Below are 22,327 nucleotides of genomic sequence, written 5' to 3'. Positions count from 1 at the left end.
ACTGGTATGAGAATCCCTCATACCTCATAGATTAGGAGTTCGCCATGTCTCGAGTTTGCCAAGTGACTGGAAAGCGCCCTATGGTGGGTAATAATGTTTCGCACGCAAACAACAAAACCCGTCGTCGCTTTCTACCAAACCTTCACAACCATCGTTTTTGGGTAGAGTCAGAAAACCGTTTTGTACGTCTACGTGTGTCTACCAAAGGTATGCGCATCATCGACAAAGTTGGTATTGATAAAGTGTTAGCAGATTTGCGCGCACAAGGTCAAAAAGTTTAAGCCACGCGCTTATCACCACCATCTAAAGGAAAGCTATCATGAGAGATAAAATCAAATTAGTATCGACTGCTGGTACTGGCTATTATTACACCACGACCAAAAACAAGCGCACGATGCCTGGCAAAATGGAGATCAAAAAATATGATCCTAAAGTCCGCCAGCACGTGATCTTTAAAGAAGCAAAAATCAAATAATACGGCAATGCTGATTATTTGAATATAAAAAAGGGCTTATCGATTGATAAGCCCTTTTTTTTGTCTGTTTTATCTGCTACTTTTTTCTACTGTCACTCGCATGGCGCTTTGGCCGTAGGTTTTCAGCTGACTATCTGTCTATAGTACATCGGCTAGCTTAGTGCAGTACACCAGCCAACTAGCTATAATGCGCCGGCTCTTTGTCATAGACATGGGCGTGCCACTGGCTCATTTGTTTTTGCATGATCACCTGAATGGCAGCATGAATCATATGCTGACCTATCGCCTGCGTATCACTGCCGAGGATGTCTTTGAGCTTTTCAGAAAAATCAATGGTCATGAGCGGTGCTTCATTTTGCTCAGCATCACGTAATAGCAGTCGCCCATCATCGGCCTCTACCAGCTCAAGCGTGGTTTCTCTTCCAAATCCTGCGAATTGATCGCTATTCTCGTTATCTACTTCTATCTCATTATCGATATCGATGTCGTATGGCATTCATGTGTTCCTTATTGTCCCGTGATGAAGTACTGGCAAAATACGTCGCGTCTGGCCACGTGATTACGCTAAGTAATACGGGTAAAACTGTCTTATGCATACAATGGACGCTTTGGCCCTGAAATTCAAGGGCTGTCACGTAAGTCTTCTATTCTAGAGTCCGCTTTTGTGTCAAGTATTTGCGCTCGCACATGCGCCGATCAGCGCCAGTAGCGCAGTTTTGCTAAGGTAAATAAGAAAGCGACAAACATACCCAGATAATACATGAGCTTGAGCTCAAGCGATGGGTCACGGTATTTAAATGGCAAGGCAACAGTCGCTGTCGCCGTAGGAAATATCAGCAGCATCAGTAGCCAGTTTTCGATGACATTGAGCCAGCCTTGCAAGTCGGTGCCATGACGTAAGGATGACAGCCCAAGCAGCAGACAAGCCACTATCAGGATAATAAACAAACTGTTGGGTAAGTCTTTGGGAAAAATAAGATCGAAGATTTTATCAGAAGGTTTTGACATGCAAGCGTCCAGTCACGCCCAAACAGCGTGACGTATTTATGAATAAAAAGTAAGCAGTCACAAAAGGTTGAATTGCGCTCATACACACTAACCTGTCCTCATAACAGGGTATTTGATATGCACGATACGCAAAACCCTTTAGTTTATGCAGTATAGCGAGGCACATAACAACTTAACTATAAGTCCCCATCAGCCACAGCATGGCCACGCACGCGGTCAGCCAGCCAAGCGTTAAGGCATTGCGAGTTTCGATATGCATGCCTTTGACTTTGTTGAGCAGGCGCGAACCCAGCCAAAAAAACAGCGGGATGCCCAGCACAAAGGCTGGGACGATGACCGCTGCATGGCGCAGCACCGTCTCTACATCTTCACCGAGCATCAGCCGAAAGCCATAACCGGCTAAGCTGAGTACAAGCGCAAATACAGCAAGACCAATAGTAATACCTTTAGGCACCAAGCTGCGCTGTCGCGGCGCGTGGCTATTTACAGAATCAGGCGGCACTGATGTGTGTGGCGGTTTGTTTGTGTTCATATGTCACCTTTTTACTTTTGTAGGGCGCTCACGCTAACAGCAGCCGTGAGCCGTGCCCCATCTCAGCTATGCGCTCGCGTTGGCCAATGCCAGCTCTGCACGCATGGCGTCGATTGCAGCTTTATAATCTGGCTGATTAAATATCGCCGAGCCTGCGACAAACATATCAGCGCCCGCTTCAGCGATCGCACGGATATTGCTGGCCTTGACGCCGCCATCCACTTCAAGCCTGATATCACGGCCACTGGTGATGATGCGCTGACGCACCTCCCGCACCTTGCCCAGCGTACTGTCGATAAACGACTGACCGCCAAACCCTGGGTTGACACTCATTAGCAGGATTTGATCGACCTTATCCATCACGTAGTCCAAGTAGTGTAAAGGCGTTGCTGGGTTTAATACCAAACCGCACTCAGCGCCGCCATCTTTGATCAGCTGCAAAGAGCGGTCGATATGCGCGCTGGCTTCTGGATGGAAGGTAATGATGCTGGCCCCTGCGTCCAAAAACTGCTCAATCATACCATCGACAGGCGACACCATCAGATGCACATCGATAGGGGCATCGACGCCATAATCACGTAGCGCTTTACAGATCATGCTACCAAACGTTAAGTTGGGTACGTAGTGATTGTCCATGACATCAAAATGAATGACATCAGCACCAGCCTCTAATACCTTTTCGACCTCTTCACCAAGTCTGGCAAAGTCAGCCGATAAGATAGAAGGCGCAATAAGATAAGGCTTAGAAGGACTGCTCATAAATAAACTACCTGATTGATGATTGTATAAAAATAACAAGGCTAGAAATAACAAGGCTCAAAACCACAGCTAACGCGGCTTATATTGCGTTTTGCAATAAGCGCGTCCTACGCTAAAGGAGCGTTTGGCGTCATGTTTGGTAGCACGGCAGCTGACACGCCGACGCCATAGGCGAAAAGACGATGGTTTTAGCGTGTGACGCATCAGCTTAATAACTGCTTTCTCATTTAGACCATAACCATGCTCTATCGCTGAAAATGGCGTCCTATCTTCCCACGCCATCTCTATCACGCGTGATATCTGCACCTCATCTAGTACACTCAGACTACTACCTGTATGCTGAGGACAGGGCTGCGGCTCAGTTGACGCCCGCTTACCATGTTGCTTGTTTTGTAAGGCGGCAATCATATCAGCGCGCATGATGGTAAGCGAGGATGAAGCGCAAGCGGCCTGCGATATAGCAGGCTTGGAAGTCATAATATCTTGATAACTTGCCATTATATTTTAACCTTAATAAACATAAGCAATCTACCGTACAGCACCTATATGAAAGCCTACGCGCAAAAAACAGCTCAGGACAAACAAGCCACTAGCCAAACTGCGCCATACGCCAATGATGCTCGATATGATCATTAATAAAAGTTTGGATAAAGTAATAGCTATGGTCATGGCCTGCTTGATAACGTAATGTTAAGGGCTGTTTGGCTTTTTCACAAGCGTCAAGCAACTTATTGGTCTGTAATTGGCCGTCTGCCAAAAAACTGTCCGCCGCGCCTTGATCGACCAAAATACTTGCATACTGCTGACCGACTTTTTCTATCGTGTTTGCCGCATCTGCTTGCTCCCACTGCGCTTTATCATCACCAAAGTACTCTGTAAAAGCAGCCTCGCCCCATGCCGACTCGCTGGCAGCGCATACTGGCGACAGCGCTGATACGCTGACAAACTTACTTGGGAATTTAAACCCCAATAGCAGTGCCCCATGACCACCCATTGAGTGTCCTGTCACACCGATGCTATCGATAGGAAACTCTGAGCGCAGTAAGTCATATAGCTCATCTACGATATAGCTTTGCATATTAAAATGCTCGGACCACGGTGCCTGCGCAGCATCGACATAGTAGCTGGCACCCTGCCCGACAAAATAACGCTCATCATTTGGCACATCCACCGACTCACTACTTCTCGGCGAGGTGTCTGGCGCGATAAATATCATCCCAAGCTCGCTGCATTTTTGTTGAAAATGCGCTTTGTGCGTGACGTTATCGGCATTACACGTCAAACCTGATAAATATAAAACAGCTGGACAGCGGCGACCTGCGAGCGCCTCATCTGGCAAGTAGATACTAAATGTCATCGCAGTCTTTGTCGCTGTCGACTGATGGCTATAATAGTGCTGCTCGCCATCAAAACAGCGATTGACACTAAGCTGCGTGAGCTGTGAGCTGGTAGAGAAGCTATGATGATAGGAGTTACTCATAAGTCAGATCCTTTTTATCTAAGATAAAATACTGGTCAAATATATGACGCTTAACGAGAGAATACATGGGCCATGCTGTCTTATATTGGTAAGATCAACGCATCCCATCAATAGCGGCGACCGCTGGACGGGCAGCGTTTTTAGGTGCGGCATCGATACCAGCCCCCTCTATAATGCGTGCCACTGGCGGCCGCGTTTTATCAAACAGCACTTGCTCAAAGGCTGGCAGCGCCGTCTCCATTAGACTACCGATGGCCATTTGCGGCTCAGAGGGCTCAAAGCCCATCAGGTTTTCGCGCTTACTAACCCGCCGCCTTGCGTCTTTAAAGGCCGCCGCAAAGCTGGTATTGCTACGTAAGCTCTCGGCAAAAAACGCCTGGCCAAAGTAAGTCATCTCAGCGGTGTTGGTACAACCAAACGACATCTTATCAGCGTCTGAGGCGGTAATCACCACCGTGGTCGGCGACGCCAGCTCGTCGATAAACGAGCCAGAATAACAGGCAGACACCACAATCACCCGCCAGCGAATACCAGAAGTATCCAGTGCCTCACGCAGCCATGCCGCGTCGAGGTTTTCCATAGCGAGTGGCGGGTTGGCCAATTGAATCAGGTCTTCGGTGCCGTGTGATGAGAGCGTCATAAACAGCACATCTTCATCGGTATTCATCTGCTGGCCAATTTTTTTTAGCCCGCGCAAGATACTGGTCTTGGTCGCCACCGGCTCATCTAGCCAGCTATAAGTATTATTAATCAAAGCAAGCGAGCGACCACTGGTGCCAAACCGTACATCAAACAGCTCACGGACTTTATTGATCTCCGAGCGAAATACATTTTGCTCAGAAAACCCCGCCACACCCATAAAATACCAGTCGGTTTTGCCCGTGATACCCGGATCGATACTGTTTAGAGCGTTTTCGAGTAAACGCGGCTGCTTATAGAGCGCCGCCTCCTCTAGCACAGGCTCGATAGGAATTTGTTTAAATATGGGCTGATCAGCGACGTTACGCTGCCAGATAGTCAAAAGCGCCACCGCACCGAGCAGCACAAGGATACGCTCCCACCACGGAATACGCAGACGCCGCGAAAATATCCAAAGCAGTGCCAGTGTCTGCCACAAAAAAAGCAGCAAAAATAAAATAGGTAAAAACGAATAACTCCAGTCAGGTAACCAGCCATGACTGCCCAAAAACTGTACCAAGCTTTGTAGCAGCGCCGATAAGGTATCCGCGACCAGCCATAGTACCACGGGCACAAACACCAAAGTTTGATTGCTCGCTCGCCGTGCCAAGATGATACCACTGAGCAAGATAATCATCGGCCAAATAAGATAGCTGACCAGTCCTTGCTCATTAAACACGCTGCCATTTTCGGCTGCCAGCCACGAAAACAGCACATTACTGCCCAGCGCCAATAGCGCAAAAACAGCAAACTGTATAAACGTAGGCTTGACCCAAGAAAACGCCCGCGTTGAGCCTACTAGCATCCATAAGGTTGCAATGATATTGGCCGCGAAATTGAGCGAAAAACGCTGAAGCGATACGGTTTTTAACGACGCAAGTGACAAAGACTTAGACCTCTAGCCAGTCGAGAGAAATAACGCAAATCAAGGATAGCACGCTTTACTGTCAGCGTTTTTTAATAGACCATTTTATATACTTTATCTAATGTTTGTACGGTGTACCGACAGCAATTTTATCCCTAATTGACGATAAAATAGGGTTAAAAATAAAAAACCCAGCCAAATAGCTTAGCGCGCTAATCTATCGCGATTGTAACGGATTGTCGCCTAAGAGGATAAGGCTGATTTGTAAAATTCGGCTATATTTACATAAAAACATATAAAAAAAAGAGGCCTTGAGTACAAGACCTCCTTTATTAGTCACTGATATCAGCCGTACTTACTTCATCAATAGCTCGTTGACGCGTTTTAGATACGCGGCTGGGTCGTCAAGTTGACCACCGTCGGCCAATAGTGCTTGATCAAAAATCACTTGCGCCAGCTCATCAAACTGCTCGCTGGTTTCTAGTTTTTTGATCAATGGATGCTCTGGGTTGACTTCAAGCGTGGGCTTGCTCTCTGGCACTTCTTGACCCATTTGCTTGAGCATCTGAATCATCTGCGGGGAGAGCTCACCTTCGCCGACCACCAAACACGCTGGGCTGTCGACCAGACGCGTTGAGACTTTGACATCTTTGGCACGTGCGCCTAGGGTCGTTTTTAGTTTGTCAACGACTGGCTTCATGGCCTCTTGCGCCTTTTCCGCTTCCGCTTTTTCTTCTTCGTCTTGCAAATCGCCCAAATCTACCGCACCTTTGGCGATGTTTTGTAGCGGCGTGTCATCAAACTGGGTCAAGAAGTTCATCGCCCACTCATCAACGCGGCTGGTCATCAAGATGACTTCGATGCCTTTTTTCTTAAACAGCTCAAGCTGCGGGCTGTTTTTGGCAGCAGCGAGGTTGTCAGCCGTGAGATAGTAGATGGCTTTTTGCCCATCTTTCATACGCGCTTTATAGTCCTCAAAGCTGGTCTCGACCTTGTCATTGGTGCTGGTGGCATAGCGCAGCAATTTGGCAATACGCGCTTGGTTGCCCATGTCCTCGCCCAGGCCTTCTTTGATGACATCGCCAAACTCGCTATAGAACTGCGCAAATTTTTCTTGCTTGTCGCTGTCCTCGCTGTTGGCAAGGCTCGCCAGCAAAGTCAGTACGCGGCGCGCGTTACCATCACGGATAGATTTTACATCGCGTGACTCTTGTAACAGCTCACGGCTGACGTTCAGTGGTAAGTCAGCAGAGTCGATCACCCCTTTGACAAAGCGCAAATACATCGGTAGTAGCTGCTCTGCTTCATCCATGATAAAGACGCGTTTGACATACAGCTTTAGCCCATGCTGCTGCTCGCGTGTGTACAGATCCATTGGCGCTTTTTTAGGAATATATAACAGCTGGGTGTACTGCACGCGGCCTTCGACACGGTTGTGTGTCCATGTGAGCGGATCGTCCATGTCATAAGTGATGTTTTTATAAAAATCGACATATTCATCATCTTCGATTTCAGATGCTGAGCGTGTCCACAGCGCACTGGCTTTGTTGATGGTTTCCCATTCATCGGTCAAGACCATCTGACCACCGGCTGGTGCGTCGCTACTATCATTTTCGTCCGCACCTTCCTCTTTGACATCTTCTTGCCAAACTTCTTTACGCATCTGAATCGGCAAGCTGATGTGATCTGAGTATTTGTTGACCAGACGCTTGATCTTTCCGCGGTCTAGGTAGTTGTCTTCACCTTCACTGTATTCTTCTTTTAAGTGCAGCGTGATACGGGTGCCGCGAGTGTCTTTTGTGATGGTCTCAACCGTAAAGCTTCCCGTGCCATCAGATACCCAGCGAACGCCTTGATCGGCAGGCTCACCGGCTTTGCGCGACTCAACGGTGATGGTGTCGGCCACGATAAACCCTGAATAAAAGCCCACCCCAAACTGACCAATCAGCTGACCGTCTTGTTTTTGCGACTCAGACAGCTTATCTAAGAAAGCTTTGGTGCCTGATTTGGCGATGGTACCTAGGTTTTCGATGGCATCGGCTTCATTCATACCGATACCATTATCGATAAAGCTGATGGTTTTGGCCTCGGTGTCGACATCGATGCGAATTTTAAGCTCGCCGTCGTCTTCATAAAGGCTGTCATCGTTGGTGGCTTCAAAGCGCAATTTATCACAAGCGTCCGAGGCGTTAGAGACCAGCTCACGAACGAAAATATCGGCATTAGAATATAGCGAATGGGTCACCAAGTGCAGTAGCTGGGCGACTTCTGCTTCAAAACTGTGTTTTTTTACATCAGCGGAACTTTGATTGTCCACTTGGGTCTGCTCACTCATAAAAACTCCTATTATTCATACCAAAGATGCTGTCATCAGCAGCGGTGAATCACAAATTTTCCAATACCAACAGTATGGCATCTCTGGCCATAAAGGCTGGGCGATAAATACTGTTAGGCTGGTTAATCAGATAGGGGCACAGGCAAAAATTTCAAGCCAAAATACCGCAAAAACCAAGATTGGCCATAAAAATCGTCCACAAAAAAACCGCCTAAGTTGACTTAAGCGGTTTTTATCATTTTTTAGCATTGAGTGGCGTTGCCTCGCTTGCCTCCTTTAGGCACGCCAAGCGATGCGTCGCGGCTTATAGACAGCTTGGCAAATGACGCGCTGGATCAGCGTCACGGGCAGCCATCGCATCTTCGACGCTCAAGCCCAAAGCCTTGGCCACGCCCTCGCCATACGCAGGGTCACACCAGTGGCAGTTACGAATATGACGATACTGAATAAAGTCTGGCACGCCTGCCATGTTTCTGGCGGTATTATCAAACAAGACCTGCTGCTGCTCAGCACTCATCAAATGAAACAACGCGCGTGGCTGGCTAAAGTAGTCGCTGTCGTCTTCGCGAAAATCATAGTGCGTCGCATCGCCATCAATCTTTAAGGGTGGCTCGGCATAATCAGGCTGCTCCTGCCACTGGCTAAAGCTGTTTGGCTCATAGTGTGGGCGGCTGCCATAGTTGTCATCGACGCGGCCTTGACCATCACGGTGGTTGCTCATCACAGGACAGCGCGGCTTGTTGACAGGGATCTGCTGATGGTTGACACCGACACGGTAACGCTGAGCATCGGCGTAGTTCACCAAGCGATTTTGGAGCATTCTGTCTGGTGAGACGCTGATACCTGGGACTAAGTTGCTAGGCGCAAACGCAGCTTGCTCGACATCGACAAAATAGTTGTCAGAGTTTTTGTTGAGTTCAAACTCACCCACTTCGATAAGCGGATAATCCCCTTTTGGCCATACTTTGGTCAAGTCAAACGGATGATAAGGGACGGTATCTGCCTCAGCTTCTGGCATGATTTGCACGTACATTTTCCACTTCGGAAAATCGCCGTTTTCGATAGCATCGTACAAGTCTTTTTGATTGCTTTCGCGGTCCATACCGACGACTTCACGAGCTTCGTCATCGGTTAAGTTTTTGATGCCTTGCTGCGTACGGAAATGAAACTTCACCCAATAGCGCTCGCCCGCTTCATTCCAAAAGCTGTAGGTGTGTGAGCCAAAGCCATGCATGTGTCTGTACGAGGCTGGGATGCCGCGATCACTCATGACGATGGTGACTTGGTGAAAGGCTTCTGGTAATAAAGTCCAAAAATCCCAGTTGTTGGTCGCTGAGCGCATGTTGGTACGTGGATCACGTTTGACCGCTTTGTTTAAATCTGGGAATTTGCGTGGGTCGCGCAAAAAGAACACAGGCGTGTTGTTACCGACCATGTCCCAGTTACCCTCTTCGGTATAAAACTTCAAGGCAAAGCCGCGAATGTCACGCTCTGCGTCGGCCGCGCCGCGCTCGCCTGCCACAGTACTAAAGCGCGCAAACATCTCGGTTTTTTTGCCCACTTCGCTAAAAATAGCCGCGCGGGTATATTTGCTGATGTCGTTGGTCACGGTAAAGGTACCAAACGCGCCTGAGCCTTTGGCGTGCATACGGCGCTCTGGAATCACTTCGCGGACAAAATTGCCAAGCTTTTCATTGAGCCAGATATCTTGAGCCAATAATGGGCCGCGCTTGCCTGCGGTCATGCTGTTTTGGTTGTCAGCGACTGGTGCGCCATTACCCATGGTCAATTGGGTTGGGGCGTAAGGGCATTTTTTATCACTCATGGTCATACTCCTGTAAAAACAAATGAAAGTGCCAAACTTATTCTGAATACGCCTCTAGCAGTATATCTAGAATGCTCGTCAGTTTGTTTGAAAAGCGGTGATCTTTGTTCAGATGAATTTTGTTCATAGTAACCTGCCTGTGCAGTTATCTTACCTAGCCTTTGCTTGATTACTATTACAACCGATTCGGCTTGTTTTGTATAATTAATTAATCACATGCTTTCATTTTATTTTACAGAACTACAAAAAACCTTACGATAATTGCCATGGTTCTGGCTCTGCTTTGCCTTCGTTAACATGGTCAGCATAGTTAGCATGGTCGCGAATGCGGCGTATATGCTCGCCTACCTACGCTCACTCACCTTTTTTATGCTAGCGCGGCATCGGGCGGATGGTCAGTATTTGTTCGCTACGACCAAAGGGCCCATGCACATCGTGGAGCACAGCACTGGTCAGCCCGATACCATCAGCGCCATACTGCTGTACTGCTTCGATACCGAGCCAGCGACCTTTAGGGACGCGGTGCATATGGATTTGCAGGTCTGTATTGGGAAACATCCACTCTAGTTTTGACAGCCCTAAACCCAGTCTTGGTACCACGCCATTGGCAGTATCGACCATGCCCAGCAGATGCACCATATCATCAGTGGGTACGCCCTCTACCATCTCGACATCGTTGGTTATCCAAACCATGCCGCGACCTTCACGGCGATCTGGAGCGGCCACCAAGCGCACACTTTCGATAAAGCCGCCCGGCCAACCTTTCATATCCTCCCAAGCAGGCAACGTTTCTGGCTTATGCTGTGCTGATTGATCCTCAATGCCAGCGATGGCGCTGGTGTCTTGCGTCAGCAGTCGCCATGCCCTAGCAATAATGGCATCACGACCACGGCTGCTCATTACCGCCTCGACAAGCTCGATGGTCTTGCCTGGGCGAATACAGCGCGTGGTGATGGTAAACTCATCAAGCGGTATCAGCCCCAAAATATCTAAGCTAATACGAGCAATGCGCATGTTTTTTTGCGGCGCATACCCTTGTAACTCAGCGCTCAGCACCCCAGTGGCTGGTGCCATATGTTGCTCGTGCTCGTTCCACGCGCCTTGGGCATGCTGGGTCGGCTGATAATGCGCGATACTGACACCCTCTGCCAATGGTTCGCGTTTGACCAGTTTGTAGTACGCTGACATAATTTTCCTTAATATTTTCGATTCTCTTTTTTATTTAAAGCACACTATTTATGACCGCAAACTGTCTGGCTGATCCTGCCTGACTTATCGTCGACGTGTACCTTATATGAGCTTGGTTGGATATGATTTTGATTGGAATAACGTGTTGCCGGATTCGATAAGCATACGTTATTTGCTCAATCGTTGTTTTTGCATGGTCAGCAGTGTGCGACTCTTGACCATGATAAATAGAAAAAACGCCATCACCGCAATCAGTACGCCATATAAGACGCTATAACCCTTTATAAACTGAGCGGTATTGAGTAGCAGCATCAGCACCAAGACGATGGTGACAAAGGTATTGATTTTTAGCTGCTTGTTGATCTCATCTAGCGTGGCTTCTGCTAAGACAAACTTTGTTTTTGGCTGCTGTTGACTCATATCACTTGCCTACTTGAGTGACCGGAATGCGCAGCGCTTTTGGCAGGCTAAACGTCACGTTTTCTTCGATACCCGATAGCTCGCTTGGCAAATCGCCACCCCAGTCTTGCAGCTGCTTTAGCACTTCTTGGATCAGGACTTCCGGCGCTGAGGCACCAGCCGTCACCCCGATACTCTGCACACCCTCCAACCAGCTTTTGTCCATCTCGCTGGCATTGTCTATCAGATACGCTCGGCAATCCATACGTTCGGCCAGCTCGCGCAGACGGTTGGAGTTTGATGAGTTTGGTGAGCCAACGACCAACACCACTTCACAGCGGCCCGCCAAGTCTTTGACTGCATCTTGGCGGTTTTGGGTGGCGTAGCAGATATCGTCTTTGCGCGGGCCTTGAATGCTTGGAAACTTATCGCGCAGTGCATCGATGACGCGCGCGGTGTCATCCATCGATAGCGTAGTTTGGGTGACAAACGCTAGGCGCTCAGCATCTTGGACACTGAGTGCAGCCACATCACTTTCGTTTTCGACCAGATGAATCTGACCGCCATGCCTACGGTTAAACCGCCCCATGGTGCCTTCGACTTCTGGATGGCCGGCATGGCCGATCAGCACAGCATCCATGCCTTCTTGCGCAAACTTTGCCACTTCGATATGCACTTTGGTGACGAGCGGACAAGTGGCGTCAAATACCGTCAAATCGCGGCGCTCAGCCTCATCCTCGACCGCCTTTGATACCCCGTGTGCTGAAAAGATAACGATGGAGCCATCTGGCACTTCATCCAATTCTTCAACAAATACCGCGCCGCGATTGGCCAAGTCTGAGACCACAAATTTATTATGTACCACCTCGTGGCGGACATAAATGGGCGGCTCAAAACGTGTCAATGCTTCGTTGACAATCGCAATAGCGCGATCGACACCAGCACAAAATCCCCGCGGATTGGCAAGATAAATTTGCATAAAAAGGCCTATCATTAGATAATTTGTATTTAAGACTATATAAAACGTCTCACAACAGCTTGGATTAAGCTTTGATTGAAGGTTTGGGATAAAACCCATGCGTTACTGTAGCATAATTTGCTTTTATTGCCTTTGAAATTCCCGCGCCGGTCACAGTTAGTACGTAGTAGTCATGTGACTACCGCCTACTGATGGGCAGGTGCTTTATTATGCGTAACGGCTGTTTATTACGGTACCAATCAACCCTGCTATCGCCATAAATGATGGCGATTTTTCTTTTTACCAGCTTTTTATATTTATTAGGGCACTCGCTACTAGGACACACTGTATGACAGGTTCATTATTTATCATCACCGCCGCTTCAGGTACTGGCAAGACCTCACTGGTAAAACAGCTATTGGCTACCACCAATGACTTGACTGTCAGTGTGTCACATACCACGCGCGCGCCGCGTCCAGGCGAGGTCGATGGTCAGCATTATCATTTTACCAATGTCGATGAATTCGTCGCCGCCATCCATGACAATCAGTTTTTGGAGCATGCTGAGGTGTTTGGCAACTACTATGGCACCTCAGAGCAAAGCGTACGGGCGCAGTTAGACGCAGGCGTCGATGTCATCTTAGAGATTGACTGGCAAGGGGCGCTACAAGTCAAAAAAATCTTTACGGACGCGGTGATGATTTTTATTTTACCGCCCAGTATCGACACCCTGCGTCAGCGTCTATCGACACGCGCGCAAGACTCGATGGAGGTCATCGAGCAGCGTTTGGCCGGTGCAGTGGCGGAAATGGCGCAGTACGTCCATTTTGATTATGTGATTATAAATGACAACTTTGAGGTGGCATTGACTGAGCTAAAGGCCATTATCGTCGCTGACAGGCAGACCCTAAGCCGCCAGCAGCAGCGCTACCATCGCACCATCGCCAATCTGCTCGGCACTCAGGCAGACTAAAACGTCAGACAAATTAACGCGTTAAAAGGGCGGCGTGCCAGATTTTGTGATGTAGAGATAAAAAAGCAACGACGCGGCGGGGCAAAAAATGCTATAATATCTAGCTATCCCCCTTTATATATTTTTGATATTATTTTTATTGAGTGGCGGCCATCCTCGCCACTTAATAAAAACAACCGAGGTAGCTATTTATGGCACGAGTGACGATTGAAGATTGTTTAGATAACGTAGATAATCGCTTTGAGCTGATTTTAGTCGCAAGCAAGCGCGCCCGTCAATTGGCCAAAGGTATCGCTGAGCCAATGGTTGATGTCGATAATGACAAACCAACGGTTTTGGCATTACGTGAGATTGCTGCTGGCAAAATCACCCGCGATATTTTAAATCAGCCAGAGCATAACTTTGCAACCAGCTCATTAGACTTAGCCCTGTCAGGTGATCATAGCTTTTAATCTTTAATCATGGTTTGTTAGACCAACCAGATTAAGGCGGGCTATATATGCCCCAAAAGCCGTCATATCATCATGACAAAAGAGACCACAGCATAAGCTGTGGTTTTTTGGTTGTATCAGTTGTAATGACCACTGAGACCCCAAAATATACCACTGAGTGGGAATTTTTAGATTTTTTGCCGCGCGATTTGCTTAGCTGTTGACATTGAATGCAATTTAAGATTAATTAGAAGGTGCACGGCTCTCACTCTCACGTTTTCTATAGCGAGTTCATATTTTGTCAGCCGCCGCTTATCTTGATCGATGATTGAGTGTTATCGCAGTTGCCTAGTCATAAAAAGCAGTCATAAAAACTGGTCATAAAACCCAGTCATCAAATATAGGATCGTCACTTTATGATTCAAACCTTGCCCAAACTCAGTCATCACCTAGTCGATGATGCTCAATATAACTTATTGCGCTCAGTAGGCTACCTCACTGCCGCCGAGCGGCGTGATGTTATTGATGCCTGTGAGTTTGGTGACATCGCCCATATCAAGGATAAGCGCAAATCAGGGGAGCCTTATATCACCCACCCTATTGCGGTCGCTGAGATACTGGCAGGTTTTCGCTTGGATCGAGATACCATCATTGCGGCGATTTTGCATGATACTGTAGAGGACACTGAGGTCAGCGATGAGCAAATCGCTGAGCGCTATGGCAAAGCCGTAGCCAGATTGGTTGATGGCGTCACCAAGCTCAAATCCTCGGCACACAATAAACAAGAAAACAAAGCCGCCACTTTTCATAAGATTCTGACCGCGACCCTCGCAGATCCACGAGTATTGATCATCAAGCTGGCAGATCGCCTGCACAACATGTCGACATTGGATGCGGTACGCCCAGAAAAACAGCGCACCACCGCACAAGAAACGCTAGATTTTTATGTGCCCTTTGCGCGGCTGATGGGTCTCAATGACATCGCCGATTATATCGAGGTACTGTGCTATCGCAATCTTGACTCTGAGATGTACAACAAGCTCTCAGATAAGCTGTTGCAACACGGCTTGGGGCGCAATTTTCAACGAGAAGCCATTCATCGCTATCTGAGTATCGTGTTAAATAACTTAGATCTAAACGGTCTGGTCAAGGTCTTGGACAACCGCGTGGTGATTTACCGACAGTTTTTTCGCAACCGCGGCGAAATCAGTGCGCTATTGCGTCATTATGCGTTTGAGATCGTACTCGACAATATCGAAGCTTGCGATAAGCTCGCCTATTATTTGATCAAAAAATACCAAATCGACGACACCCATATTGCTGATAATATTCGCCGCCCGCTGCCAGGTGGCAATCAGTCGCTGACGCTCATCTACGAGCGCGACAATGACGTGGTCAAAGTCACGATTTTGACCAAGCAAATGCAAAGCGCGGCAAGGCTTGGGGTCATCGGTGCTGAGCACGCCTCTGATGTCAGTCAATCAGTCATTCAAGCGTCCTTGCGTAACATGAAGGACTTGGTCGAAGAAGACAGCTTAAATGATGGCAGTCCTGACTTTTCGGCGGCCGTCTCCACCATTAACGAGCTGATGGATTATCTACACTCTAGCAAAATCATTTGCTATAGCCCCAAAGGCCGAGCCTACGAGCTGCCGCAAGGCGCCACCGCCCTAGACTTTGCTTATGCTGTCGGCCCGATGGTCGGCAACGTCGCTGTCGGTGCCAACATCGATGGCAAAAAAGCCAAACTGGGCACGGTGGTCAAAAATGGCCAACTGGTTGAAATCGAGGTCGACAACCACTCAGAGCCAAAAGCAGAGTGGCTTGGGTTTGTAGCCACCAACAAGGCCCGCGAAGAGATATTGCGCTGGTTTAAGGACTTGTCCGCCGCTGACAAACAGCATCATGGAAAGCAAGCCTTAGATCGCGCGCTTAAGACTTATCAAAAAAGCCTTGACCATCTGACAGACAGCGACTGGAAAAACCTAACTGAATGGCGCGGTTTGACAGAAAAAAACACCTTATTTGAGCAAATCAGCTCTGGCACATTGCTGCCGCAGCTGGTCGTTACCCGTTTATTTAGTGACGAAGTCAACGACCTACACGCGCAAGAGCATAGCGCTGATATGACCCAGCCGCAGCAGCTGATCGTCAACGCCTCAGGGGTTGAGATCAACTTTGCCAACTGCTGTCATCCGATCTACGGCGACCCCATCGTCGGTCATTTATCACGCCACGGTCTGGTCGTCCATCGTCATAAGTGTTTTTCGCTTGATGACATTCGTAAAGACAATCCTTATCAGGTCATTCAACTGCGTTGGCGCAGCGATAAAGCTGTCAACCAAAGCGAGGCGGGCGAGACGGGGATCAAAAATAACGGTAAAGTTCGTTTCCCCGCTTATCTTAAACTCTCTATTGCCTTGAGCGATGAGCAAATCAGTGAAGTGATTTATCACTTGCGCCAGCTCAATATGGGCGTCGAAAAAATCGATGTACGCAGCAGCGATACCATCCTCCATATCGTGGTACGTAGCCGCAACCACTTAGCGCAGGGTATCCGCGAGCTACGCTCATTACTCGGCTTCCCCAATATTATCCGTCTATATCAGCTATAGCACTAAATGGCGGCCAGATGTGTCGCTCTATCGTCGAATCCAAATAAATCAGACACAAGGCTATCAAGTCGTGTCTATATTGGATTGACGATCGCACAAGCAACTTTTGACGACGTGGCAAATTATAAAAGGCGGCGCGATGCTCAGAGGTTTTTAGAAAGCAGTAAACAATGCTAAACTGGACAGCTTGCAGCAAGACAGTACAGGCTGCCACTGTATGCTCAAAACCCAACTGACAAACCCATCTAACAACAGATAACAAGGATATCCTATGACTCGTCAAACCATTCAAACAGAAAAAGCACCTGCCGCCGTTGGCACTTACTCACAAGCCGTCAAAGTTGGCAACACTGTCTATGTCTCAGGTCAGCTGGGTTTTGACCCAGACACCATGGAGCTAAAAGAAGGCTTTGAAGCACAAGCCAAGCAGGTATTTGCCAATCTAAAAGCCGTCTGTGAAGCCGCTGGCGGTAGCTTAAGTGACGTGGTGAAGTTCAACGTTTCTTTGACCGATCTAAGCGACTTTGCCGTGCTCAACGATGTGTTTGCCGCCAACCTAAGCGAGCCATACCCAGCGCGCGCGGCGGTACAAGTCGCCGCGTTGCCAAAGGGCGGCGTGGTTGAGATCGAAGCCATCATGTATATTGAGTAAGCTTGCCACTCATATCTGTGTTGTAACGATAAGCTTAGCACCCTGCTAAGCTTATTGGTTTTTAGCAGTGAATAGCTGAATAGAGTCTATTAAATATTCAAATATTTTTGGTTAATGCGGCGTTATTTCGACTTTAATGTCCTAATACTGCCTATAGTCAGTTCACTATAAAAATGTTATAGCAAGGCTGATAGAAATTTTTGCAGCCTCTGTCTGCGTAGGCACAGCACGCCAAAAAATTTTTATCGGCCTTGCTGATCAATAAACGTATGACTCTTTTATTTAGAATCGACTATATGCCGACCATGTAAATCATCGTCTGTGGCAATGACATCTCTCTAATAAGACGGCGACGCCTTTTATGTTGGTACAAGTTGCTCTACCTGTGCCCCTTTACCGGGTATTTGACTATCGCCTGCCAGCAGCTACGCAGGCTACCCCAACCGCTGAGCCTAGCGCGCGTCCAGCAATCGGTAGCCGTGTCGAAGTTCCTTTCGGTCGGCAGACACTTATCGGTATCGTGGTTGCTCATATCGCTGCCGCCGATAGCAGCGTACCACTAAATAAGCTCAAATCTATCTATCGATGCTTGGATAACGAACCTATCTTAAACGCGGCGATGCTAAAGCTTGCTTACTGGCTGGCACGCTACTATCACTATCCACTGGGCGATGTGTTTGGCGTGATCCTGCCGACACTGGTGCGTCAAGGCAAGCCGCTAGACCTTTTGATCACGCACTGGCGCATACTGCCGAACATCACTGATGACGACTTTCATCCCAATGCCAAAAAACAAAAACAGCAGTTTGATATGCTCAAATTGCACGGCGAGCGCGGTGCCAGCGAAGACGTTTTATTATTAGAAGGCATGCAGCGGCCTTTTTTAAAAACACTGGAAGAAAAAGGACTCATCGAGCGCTATATCGAGCCAAAACAAGCACCGACGCCTGTCAAACTGGCCAAACTGCCACTTGATCTCAATGACGAGCAGCAACAGGCGGTTAGCACCATCATCGCCGCTCACAAAGCTGGTCGTTATACTGGTTTTTTATTAAACGGCATTACTGGTAGCGGTAAGACCGAAGTGTATTTACAAGTCATGCAAGCGGTACTTGAGGCGGGCAAACAGGTTTTGATTTTGGTGCCAGAGATTGGCTTGACACCGCAGACGCGCGCCCGTTTTGCCAGCCGTTTTGCCGCAGATATCGTGCTGCTACACTCTGGCATGAACAACACCCACCGCCTGCAGGGCTGGCAAGACTGCCGTACAGGACACGCTCAAATCATCATTGGTACACGCTCAGCAGTGCTCTATCCTTTTGCCGATTTAGGGTTGATTGTCGTTGACGAGGCACATGATGGCTCGTATAAGCAGCAAGACACCCTGCGCTACCACGCCGCAGATGTCGCGCTTTATCGCGGCGTGCAATACAACATCCCCGTCATACTCGGTACCGCCACCCCTTCGCTTGAGCATCTAAAACTGGTCGATGATGGCAAACTGGTAGAATGTCAGCTATCGACACGGCCAGGCAATGCCAAGCCTGCGCCCATGCAGCTTATCGATGCGCGTCTGCAAAGTACGCACCAGCAGACAACGGATGACGGCGCCCGCTACGATACTGGACTGACAGACGCCATGATTGGAGCAATACGGCAAACCCTAGAAGCTGGCGATCAGGTGCTGGTGTTTTTAAATCGGCGCGGCTACGCACCTGTTTTATTGTGCGAAGCTTGCGGCTGGCAAGCAGATTGTCCGCGCTGTGATGCGCATTTAACAGTACACTATAGCCGCCAAAACAGCAGTAATGCCTATCTCAAATGCCACCACTGCGACTGGCAAGCTTATATTCCAGCGGTGTGCCCTGACTGCGGCAGTCAAAACTTGGATGCCAAAGGTATAGGCACGACCAGGCTTAGCGAAAATTTGCACGCGATTTTTGCCAATCCGCAAACCAGCAAAGTCCTATACCCTATCATTCAAATCGATCGTGATACCACAAGGCGCAAAGACAGCTGGGAAAATATTTATCAGCGTATCAATCAAGGTGATCCTGCCATATTAGTTGGCACGCAGATGGTCGCCAAAGGCCATCACTTTCCAAACGTTACCTTGGTGTGCTTACCCAACGCCGATCGCGGCTTTTTGTCCGCGGATTTTCGCTCACCTGAGCATACCGCGCAGCTGATGATTCAGGTCGCCGGTCGGGCAGGACGCGGAGACAAAGCAGGACGTGTGTTAATCCAGACGCTACAGCCTGACAATGCGCTACTGCTAAAACTGGTAAAAGACGGCTACCTGTCATTTGCGCGAGAGCTACTACAAGAGCGCAAAATGATGGGACTGCCGCCTTATACCCATGCCGCGTTGATTCGCTGCGAAGGCAAAACCCTAGCCGTCACCATGCAAGCGCTCAAAGATGCCATCGCTATCTTGCCCAGTAACCACAATTTGGCCGTGCTCGGCCCCATCGATGCGCCCATGAGCAAAAAAAACAGCCGCTACCATGCCCAGCTACTCCTCATCGCCAAAGAGCGCGGGCAACTTCACCAAGTACTAAGCCACTGGTGGCAACCCGTACTGGCGCTACCTAGCGCTAAATATCTAAAACTGACTTTAGATATCGACCCTGTCGGCTGGTAGGATGATACCTCACACCTATCACCGTTTCCTCTTATTGTTCTTAGGTTCCTAAACGTATAGTCAATTCAAAATAACATGGTTATAAGTTGAAGAGTGCTACTGGAATGAATTTTGCGCAGTATCTGTGATAACAGTACGCAAGAAAAATCTATACCAATAGCACCATGTCGTTTTTACAGTAAATCGACTATAGCTTACTGGCTGCATTTTTACCTCGTCGTTACAGCTTCTAATACTCGACTATGTTAGATTTATTGTTAATCCTTGAAGTTATTTACCATAAATCTTAATAAATTTGAGTAACATTATGAGTCAAGAAGATCCCAGTCATAAGCAAAATAAGCATGTGCCTGCAAGTGAGCATAGTGATGTGCATAAAAATGACGATAGTAACTATACTGCTGACAATCAAGACGCTCATGATCACGACACTCACCTAGAGCAAAGCACAGCGCCAAGAGATACCAAAGGCTATCAGCGTACGTTACTGATTAGCTTTGTGATCATCACAGGTTATATGTTTATCGAGGCGATTGGTGGCTTGTTAACTGGCAGCTTGGCGCTACTCTCCGATGCCGGTCACATGCTCAGCGACGCCATCGCCCTTGGTGCGACGTTGATGGCATTTAAAATCGGCGAAAAAGCCGCCACCCATCAAAAGACCTTTGGCTATAAACGCTTTGAGATTATCGTGGCCACCGTCAATGGTGCGACGCTGGTAATTATCGCCTTGATGATTTTTTATGAAGCGATCAAACGTTTTAACTCACCGCCAGAGATTGCCACCCAAGGTATGTTAATCGTCGCCACCATCGGTATGCTGGTTAATATCTTGGTCGCTTGGCTGATGCATCGTGGTAGTAGCGGCAGCGATGGGCACACCCACAGCCATGGAGCAAATGAAGACAAAGCAAATAAAGACCATATAAAAGCCAAAAGTGCTGACCCAAAAGAGCCTGTCAACCTCAATATGCAAAGCGCTTACTTGCATGTATTAAGTGATTTGATGGGCTCAGTGGCCGCTATTGTCGCTGCATTACTGATGATGGGGTTTGGCTGGGTTTGGGCCGATGCCGCAGCGTCGGTGATCGTCGCCATACTTATCTTAGTGAGTGGTTACCGCGTTGTACGTGATTCGGTACATATCTTGATGGAGGGCACGCCAGAAGGCATATCGCTGGTGGATGTCGAAGACAAACTGCTTGCCCATCCACAAGTAAAACAAGTCCACGACCTGCATGTCTGGAGCATCACCAGCGGGCTAAATGCGCTATCTTGCCATGTGATGGTCGATGGAGATATGAGAATCTCGGATGCCAGCGTATTGATTGCCAATCTTGAGCAAGGTTTGCTTGCGCTTGGTATTCATCACGCCACCATTCAGGTTGAGAGCTTGTCACACCCGCAGACCGGCACCCATAGCGATGCATTGGTCTGCGACATATCAGAGCAGCAAAGCTCTGCGAATAGCCATATCGGGCACAGTCACTAGGGCGTGCCCTCCATTTAATCGACAGTCACCTAAATGGGTTAAAAATAGCTCACTCTGCTTATCACCTACCCATCACTTTCAACCTACCACCGCCAACCCATCTCAACAATTTCTAGCAAAACTTTACTTATCCTATTTAAAAAAATCCTTTTACTGGTGTTTATATGGTTATAATAATTATAAACTGCCATTTTACTGATTGATTTGCCATGGCAGATACACTGAGTTGTATTTTTTTAACCGATTCATTGACGATGTGATCTTATGTCTAGACGTTCCGCGCCCTTTGTCGCCCCAGACTATATTGACAACCCAACGTCAAAAGAGGGCAAAAAACACGCCAAAGTTTTGCTATCGACGCTGCAAGACGATATTGCTCAGTTTCGTGACGAGCAGTTTCCACCTGATATCTTGCGTCAGATCCGCGACATGCCTATTTATGAAGGTAACTTAGCAGAGGTGCAGGCCTACCAGCAGCGTTGGCAGCCCCTACTTGAGCGCGCGATGGCTTTTTATCCTGCAGCCAACCTACCGCCTGATTATCTGCCACTGCCAGCCAGCCTCGAGATACCGCAGTTTATTTATCATGTGCAGCGCCTGCATCTGACCAAAACCCGAGCCAAAGAATCCAAAAGCTTTGGCTCGGTCGGCGCCCTGACTGATAAATGCAGCGATTATAGTGCCGAGGAGACTGCGCGCATGTCAGCAGTATTTGATAACGATGACGAGGCAAGATTAGTGGCGCATCGTGAGTTTATTGATCTACGTGCTTATGTGTTTTGCCGCGATAGTAAGGGTGAGATGATGGAGCCTGAGCGCGTACGCTTTTATCGTACCGGTCTTATCGTCCATGCGTTGCCTGATTTTAAAGTCGTCGATAGCAGACAGACCCCGCGTAAACGCCGTAACGATGCTTACAACAACCCCATCGCCGACAATGGCGTTTGGAAAATTTACCGTAAAAAATAACGCAGGTTTCTGATGTTTTTTTGACCACGTTTTTGATTATGTCTTTGAC

General features: G+C 48.3%; 21 protein-coding genes. 9 read left to right on the top strand and 12 right to left on the bottom strand.

Features of this window, described 5'->3' with window-relative positions; genetic code table 11:
• Positions 1-44: 44 nt before the first annotated feature.
• Together rpmB and rpmG are read left to right on the top strand one after the other, a co-directional pair.
• Entirely contained in the window at positions 45-281 is a 237-nt protein-coding gene (rpmB, locus tag J3491_RS06805) for a 50S ribosomal protein L28 (protein WP_075100488.1), read from the top strand.
• A 38-nt stretch (positions 282-319) separates the two neighbouring features.
• The gene (rpmG, locus tag J3491_RS06800; protein WP_075100487.1) at positions 320-475 is read left to right on the top strand and encodes a 50S ribosomal protein L33; all 156 of its coding nucleotides are present in this window, start codon (positions 320-322) and stop codon (positions 473-475) included.
• A gap of 178 nt (positions 476-653) precedes the next feature.
• On the opposite strand, the gene J3491_RS06795 is transcribed toward rpmG, so the two are convergent.
• The 12 genes from J3491_RS06795 to ispH all read right to left on the bottom strand — a co-directional run bounded on the left by J3491_RS06795 (position 654) and on the right by ispH (position 12,523).
• The gene (locus J3491_RS06795; RefSeq protein ID WP_075100486.1) at positions 654-971 is read right to left on the bottom strand and encodes a hypothetical protein; all 318 of its coding nucleotides are present in this window, start codon (positions 969-971) and stop codon (positions 654-656) included.
• Between the two features lie 200 nt (positions 972-1,171).
• Entirely contained in the window at positions 1,172-1,483 is a 312-nt protein-coding gene (locus J3491_RS06790; protein WP_075100485.1) for a hypothetical protein, read from the bottom strand.
• Between the two features lie 172 nt (positions 1,484-1,655).
• The gene (locus J3491_RS06785; protein WP_075100484.1) at positions 1,656-2,015 is read right to left on the bottom strand and encodes a hypothetical protein; all 360 of its coding nucleotides are present in this window, start codon (positions 2,013-2,015) and stop codon (positions 1,656-1,658) included.
• Between the two features lie 66 nt (positions 2,016-2,081).
• Positions 2,082-2,774, bottom strand: coding sequence for a ribulose-phosphate 3-epimerase (gene rpe / locus J3491_RS06780; RefSeq protein WP_075100483.1), 693 nt, complete (start codon positions 2,772-2,774; stop codon positions 2,082-2,084).
• A gap of 69 nt (positions 2,775-2,843) precedes the next feature.
• Positions 2,844-3,098 carry a TIGR03643 family protein gene (locus J3491_RS12070; protein ID WP_341534383.1) on the bottom strand — a complete coding sequence of 85 codons (255 nt, stop codon included), beginning with the start codon at positions 3,096-3,098 and terminating at the stop codon, positions 2,844-2,846.
• A gap of 265 nt (positions 3,099-3,363) precedes the next feature.
• Positions 3,364-4,254, bottom strand: a complete 891-nt coding sequence (gene fghA / locus J3491_RS06770; RefSeq protein WP_207969618.1) for an S-formylglutathione hydrolase — start codon at positions 4,252-4,254, stop codon at positions 3,364-3,366.
• A gap of 94 nt (positions 4,255-4,348) precedes the next feature.
• Complete coding sequence (locus J3491_RS06765; RefSeq protein ID WP_207969617.1) at positions 4,349-5,818, bottom strand: C13 family peptidase; 1,470 nt, start codon at positions 5,816-5,818, stop codon at positions 4,349-4,351.
• 334 nt (positions 5,819-6,152) lie between these two features.
• The gene (htpG, locus tag J3491_RS06760) at positions 6,153-8,132 is read right to left on the bottom strand and encodes a molecular chaperone HtpG (protein WP_075100479.1); all 1,980 of its coding nucleotides are present in this window, start codon (positions 8,130-8,132) and stop codon (positions 6,153-6,155) included.
• Positions 8,133-8,436: 304 nt separating this feature from the next.
• Complete coding sequence (locus tag J3491_RS06755) at positions 8,437-9,963, bottom strand: catalase (RefSeq protein WP_279380987.1); 1,527 nt, start codon at positions 9,961-9,963, stop codon at positions 8,437-8,439.
• Between the two features lie 366 nt (positions 9,964-10,329).
• A complete protein-coding gene (locus tag J3491_RS06750) occupies positions 10,330-11,145 on the bottom strand; it encodes a thioesterase family protein (protein WP_207969615.1) in 816 nt (271 codons plus the stop codon).
• Positions 11,146-11,313: 168 nt separating this feature from the next.
• Positions 11,314-11,565 carry a hypothetical protein gene (locus J3491_RS06745; RefSeq protein WP_075100476.1) on the bottom strand — a complete coding sequence of 84 codons (252 nt, stop codon included), beginning with the start codon at positions 11,563-11,565 and terminating at the stop codon, positions 11,314-11,316.
• 1 nt (position 11,566) lies between these two features.
• On the bottom strand, positions 11,567-12,523 hold the full coding sequence (ispH, locus tag J3491_RS06740; protein WP_192996069.1) for a 4-hydroxy-3-methylbut-2-enyl diphosphate reductase: 957 nt from the start codon (positions 12,521-12,523) through the stop codon (positions 11,567-11,569).
• Between the two features lie 328 nt (positions 12,524-12,851).
• Here ispH and gmk point away from each other — a divergent pair, with 328 nt between their 5' ends.
• From gmk to J3491_RS06705, 7 genes are all read left to right on the top strand, one after another.
• Positions 12,852-13,475, top strand: coding sequence for a guanylate kinase (gmk, locus tag J3491_RS06735; RefSeq protein ID WP_207969614.1), 624 nt, complete (start codon positions 12,852-12,854; stop codon positions 13,473-13,475).
• Positions 13,476-13,666: 191 nt separating this feature from the next.
• On the top strand, positions 13,667-13,927 hold the full coding sequence (rpoZ, locus tag J3491_RS06730; protein WP_068403827.1) for a DNA-directed RNA polymerase subunit omega: 261 nt from the start codon (positions 13,667-13,669) through the stop codon (positions 13,925-13,927).
• A gap of 395 nt (positions 13,928-14,322) precedes the next feature.
• A complete protein-coding gene (locus tag J3491_RS06725) occupies positions 14,323-16,521 on the top strand; it encodes a RelA/SpoT family protein (protein ID WP_207969613.1) in 2,199 nt (732 codons plus the stop codon).
• 271 nt (positions 16,522-16,792) lie between these two features.
• Entirely contained in the window at positions 16,793-17,173 is a 381-nt protein-coding gene (locus tag J3491_RS06720) for a RidA family protein (RefSeq protein WP_207969612.1), read from the top strand.
• Positions 17,174-17,534: 361 nt separating this feature from the next.
• Positions 17,535-19,817: a primosomal protein N' gene (locus J3491_RS06715; protein ID WP_207969611.1), complete on the top strand. Its 2,283-nt coding sequence runs from the start codon at positions 17,535-17,537 to the stop codon at positions 19,815-19,817.
• A gap of 307 nt (positions 19,818-20,124) precedes the next feature.
• Entirely contained in the window at positions 20,125-21,309 is a 1,185-nt protein-coding gene (locus J3491_RS06710) for a cation diffusion facilitator family transporter (RefSeq protein WP_243456193.1), read from the top strand.
• Between the two features lie 264 nt (positions 21,310-21,573).
• Complete coding sequence (locus tag J3491_RS06705; protein WP_207969610.1) at positions 21,574-22,278, top strand: hypothetical protein; 705 nt, start codon at positions 21,574-21,576, stop codon at positions 22,276-22,278.
• Positions 22,279-22,327 lie beyond the last annotated feature (49 nt).

The sequence above is a fragment of the Psychrobacter halodurans genome (genome assembly GCF_017498075.1).
In the GTDB taxonomy this organism is placed as follows: Bacteria; Pseudomonadota; Gammaproteobacteria; order Pseudomonadales; family Moraxellaceae; genus Psychrobacter; species Psychrobacter celer.
This window is presented reverse-complemented; position numbering and strand designations above follow the sequence as displayed.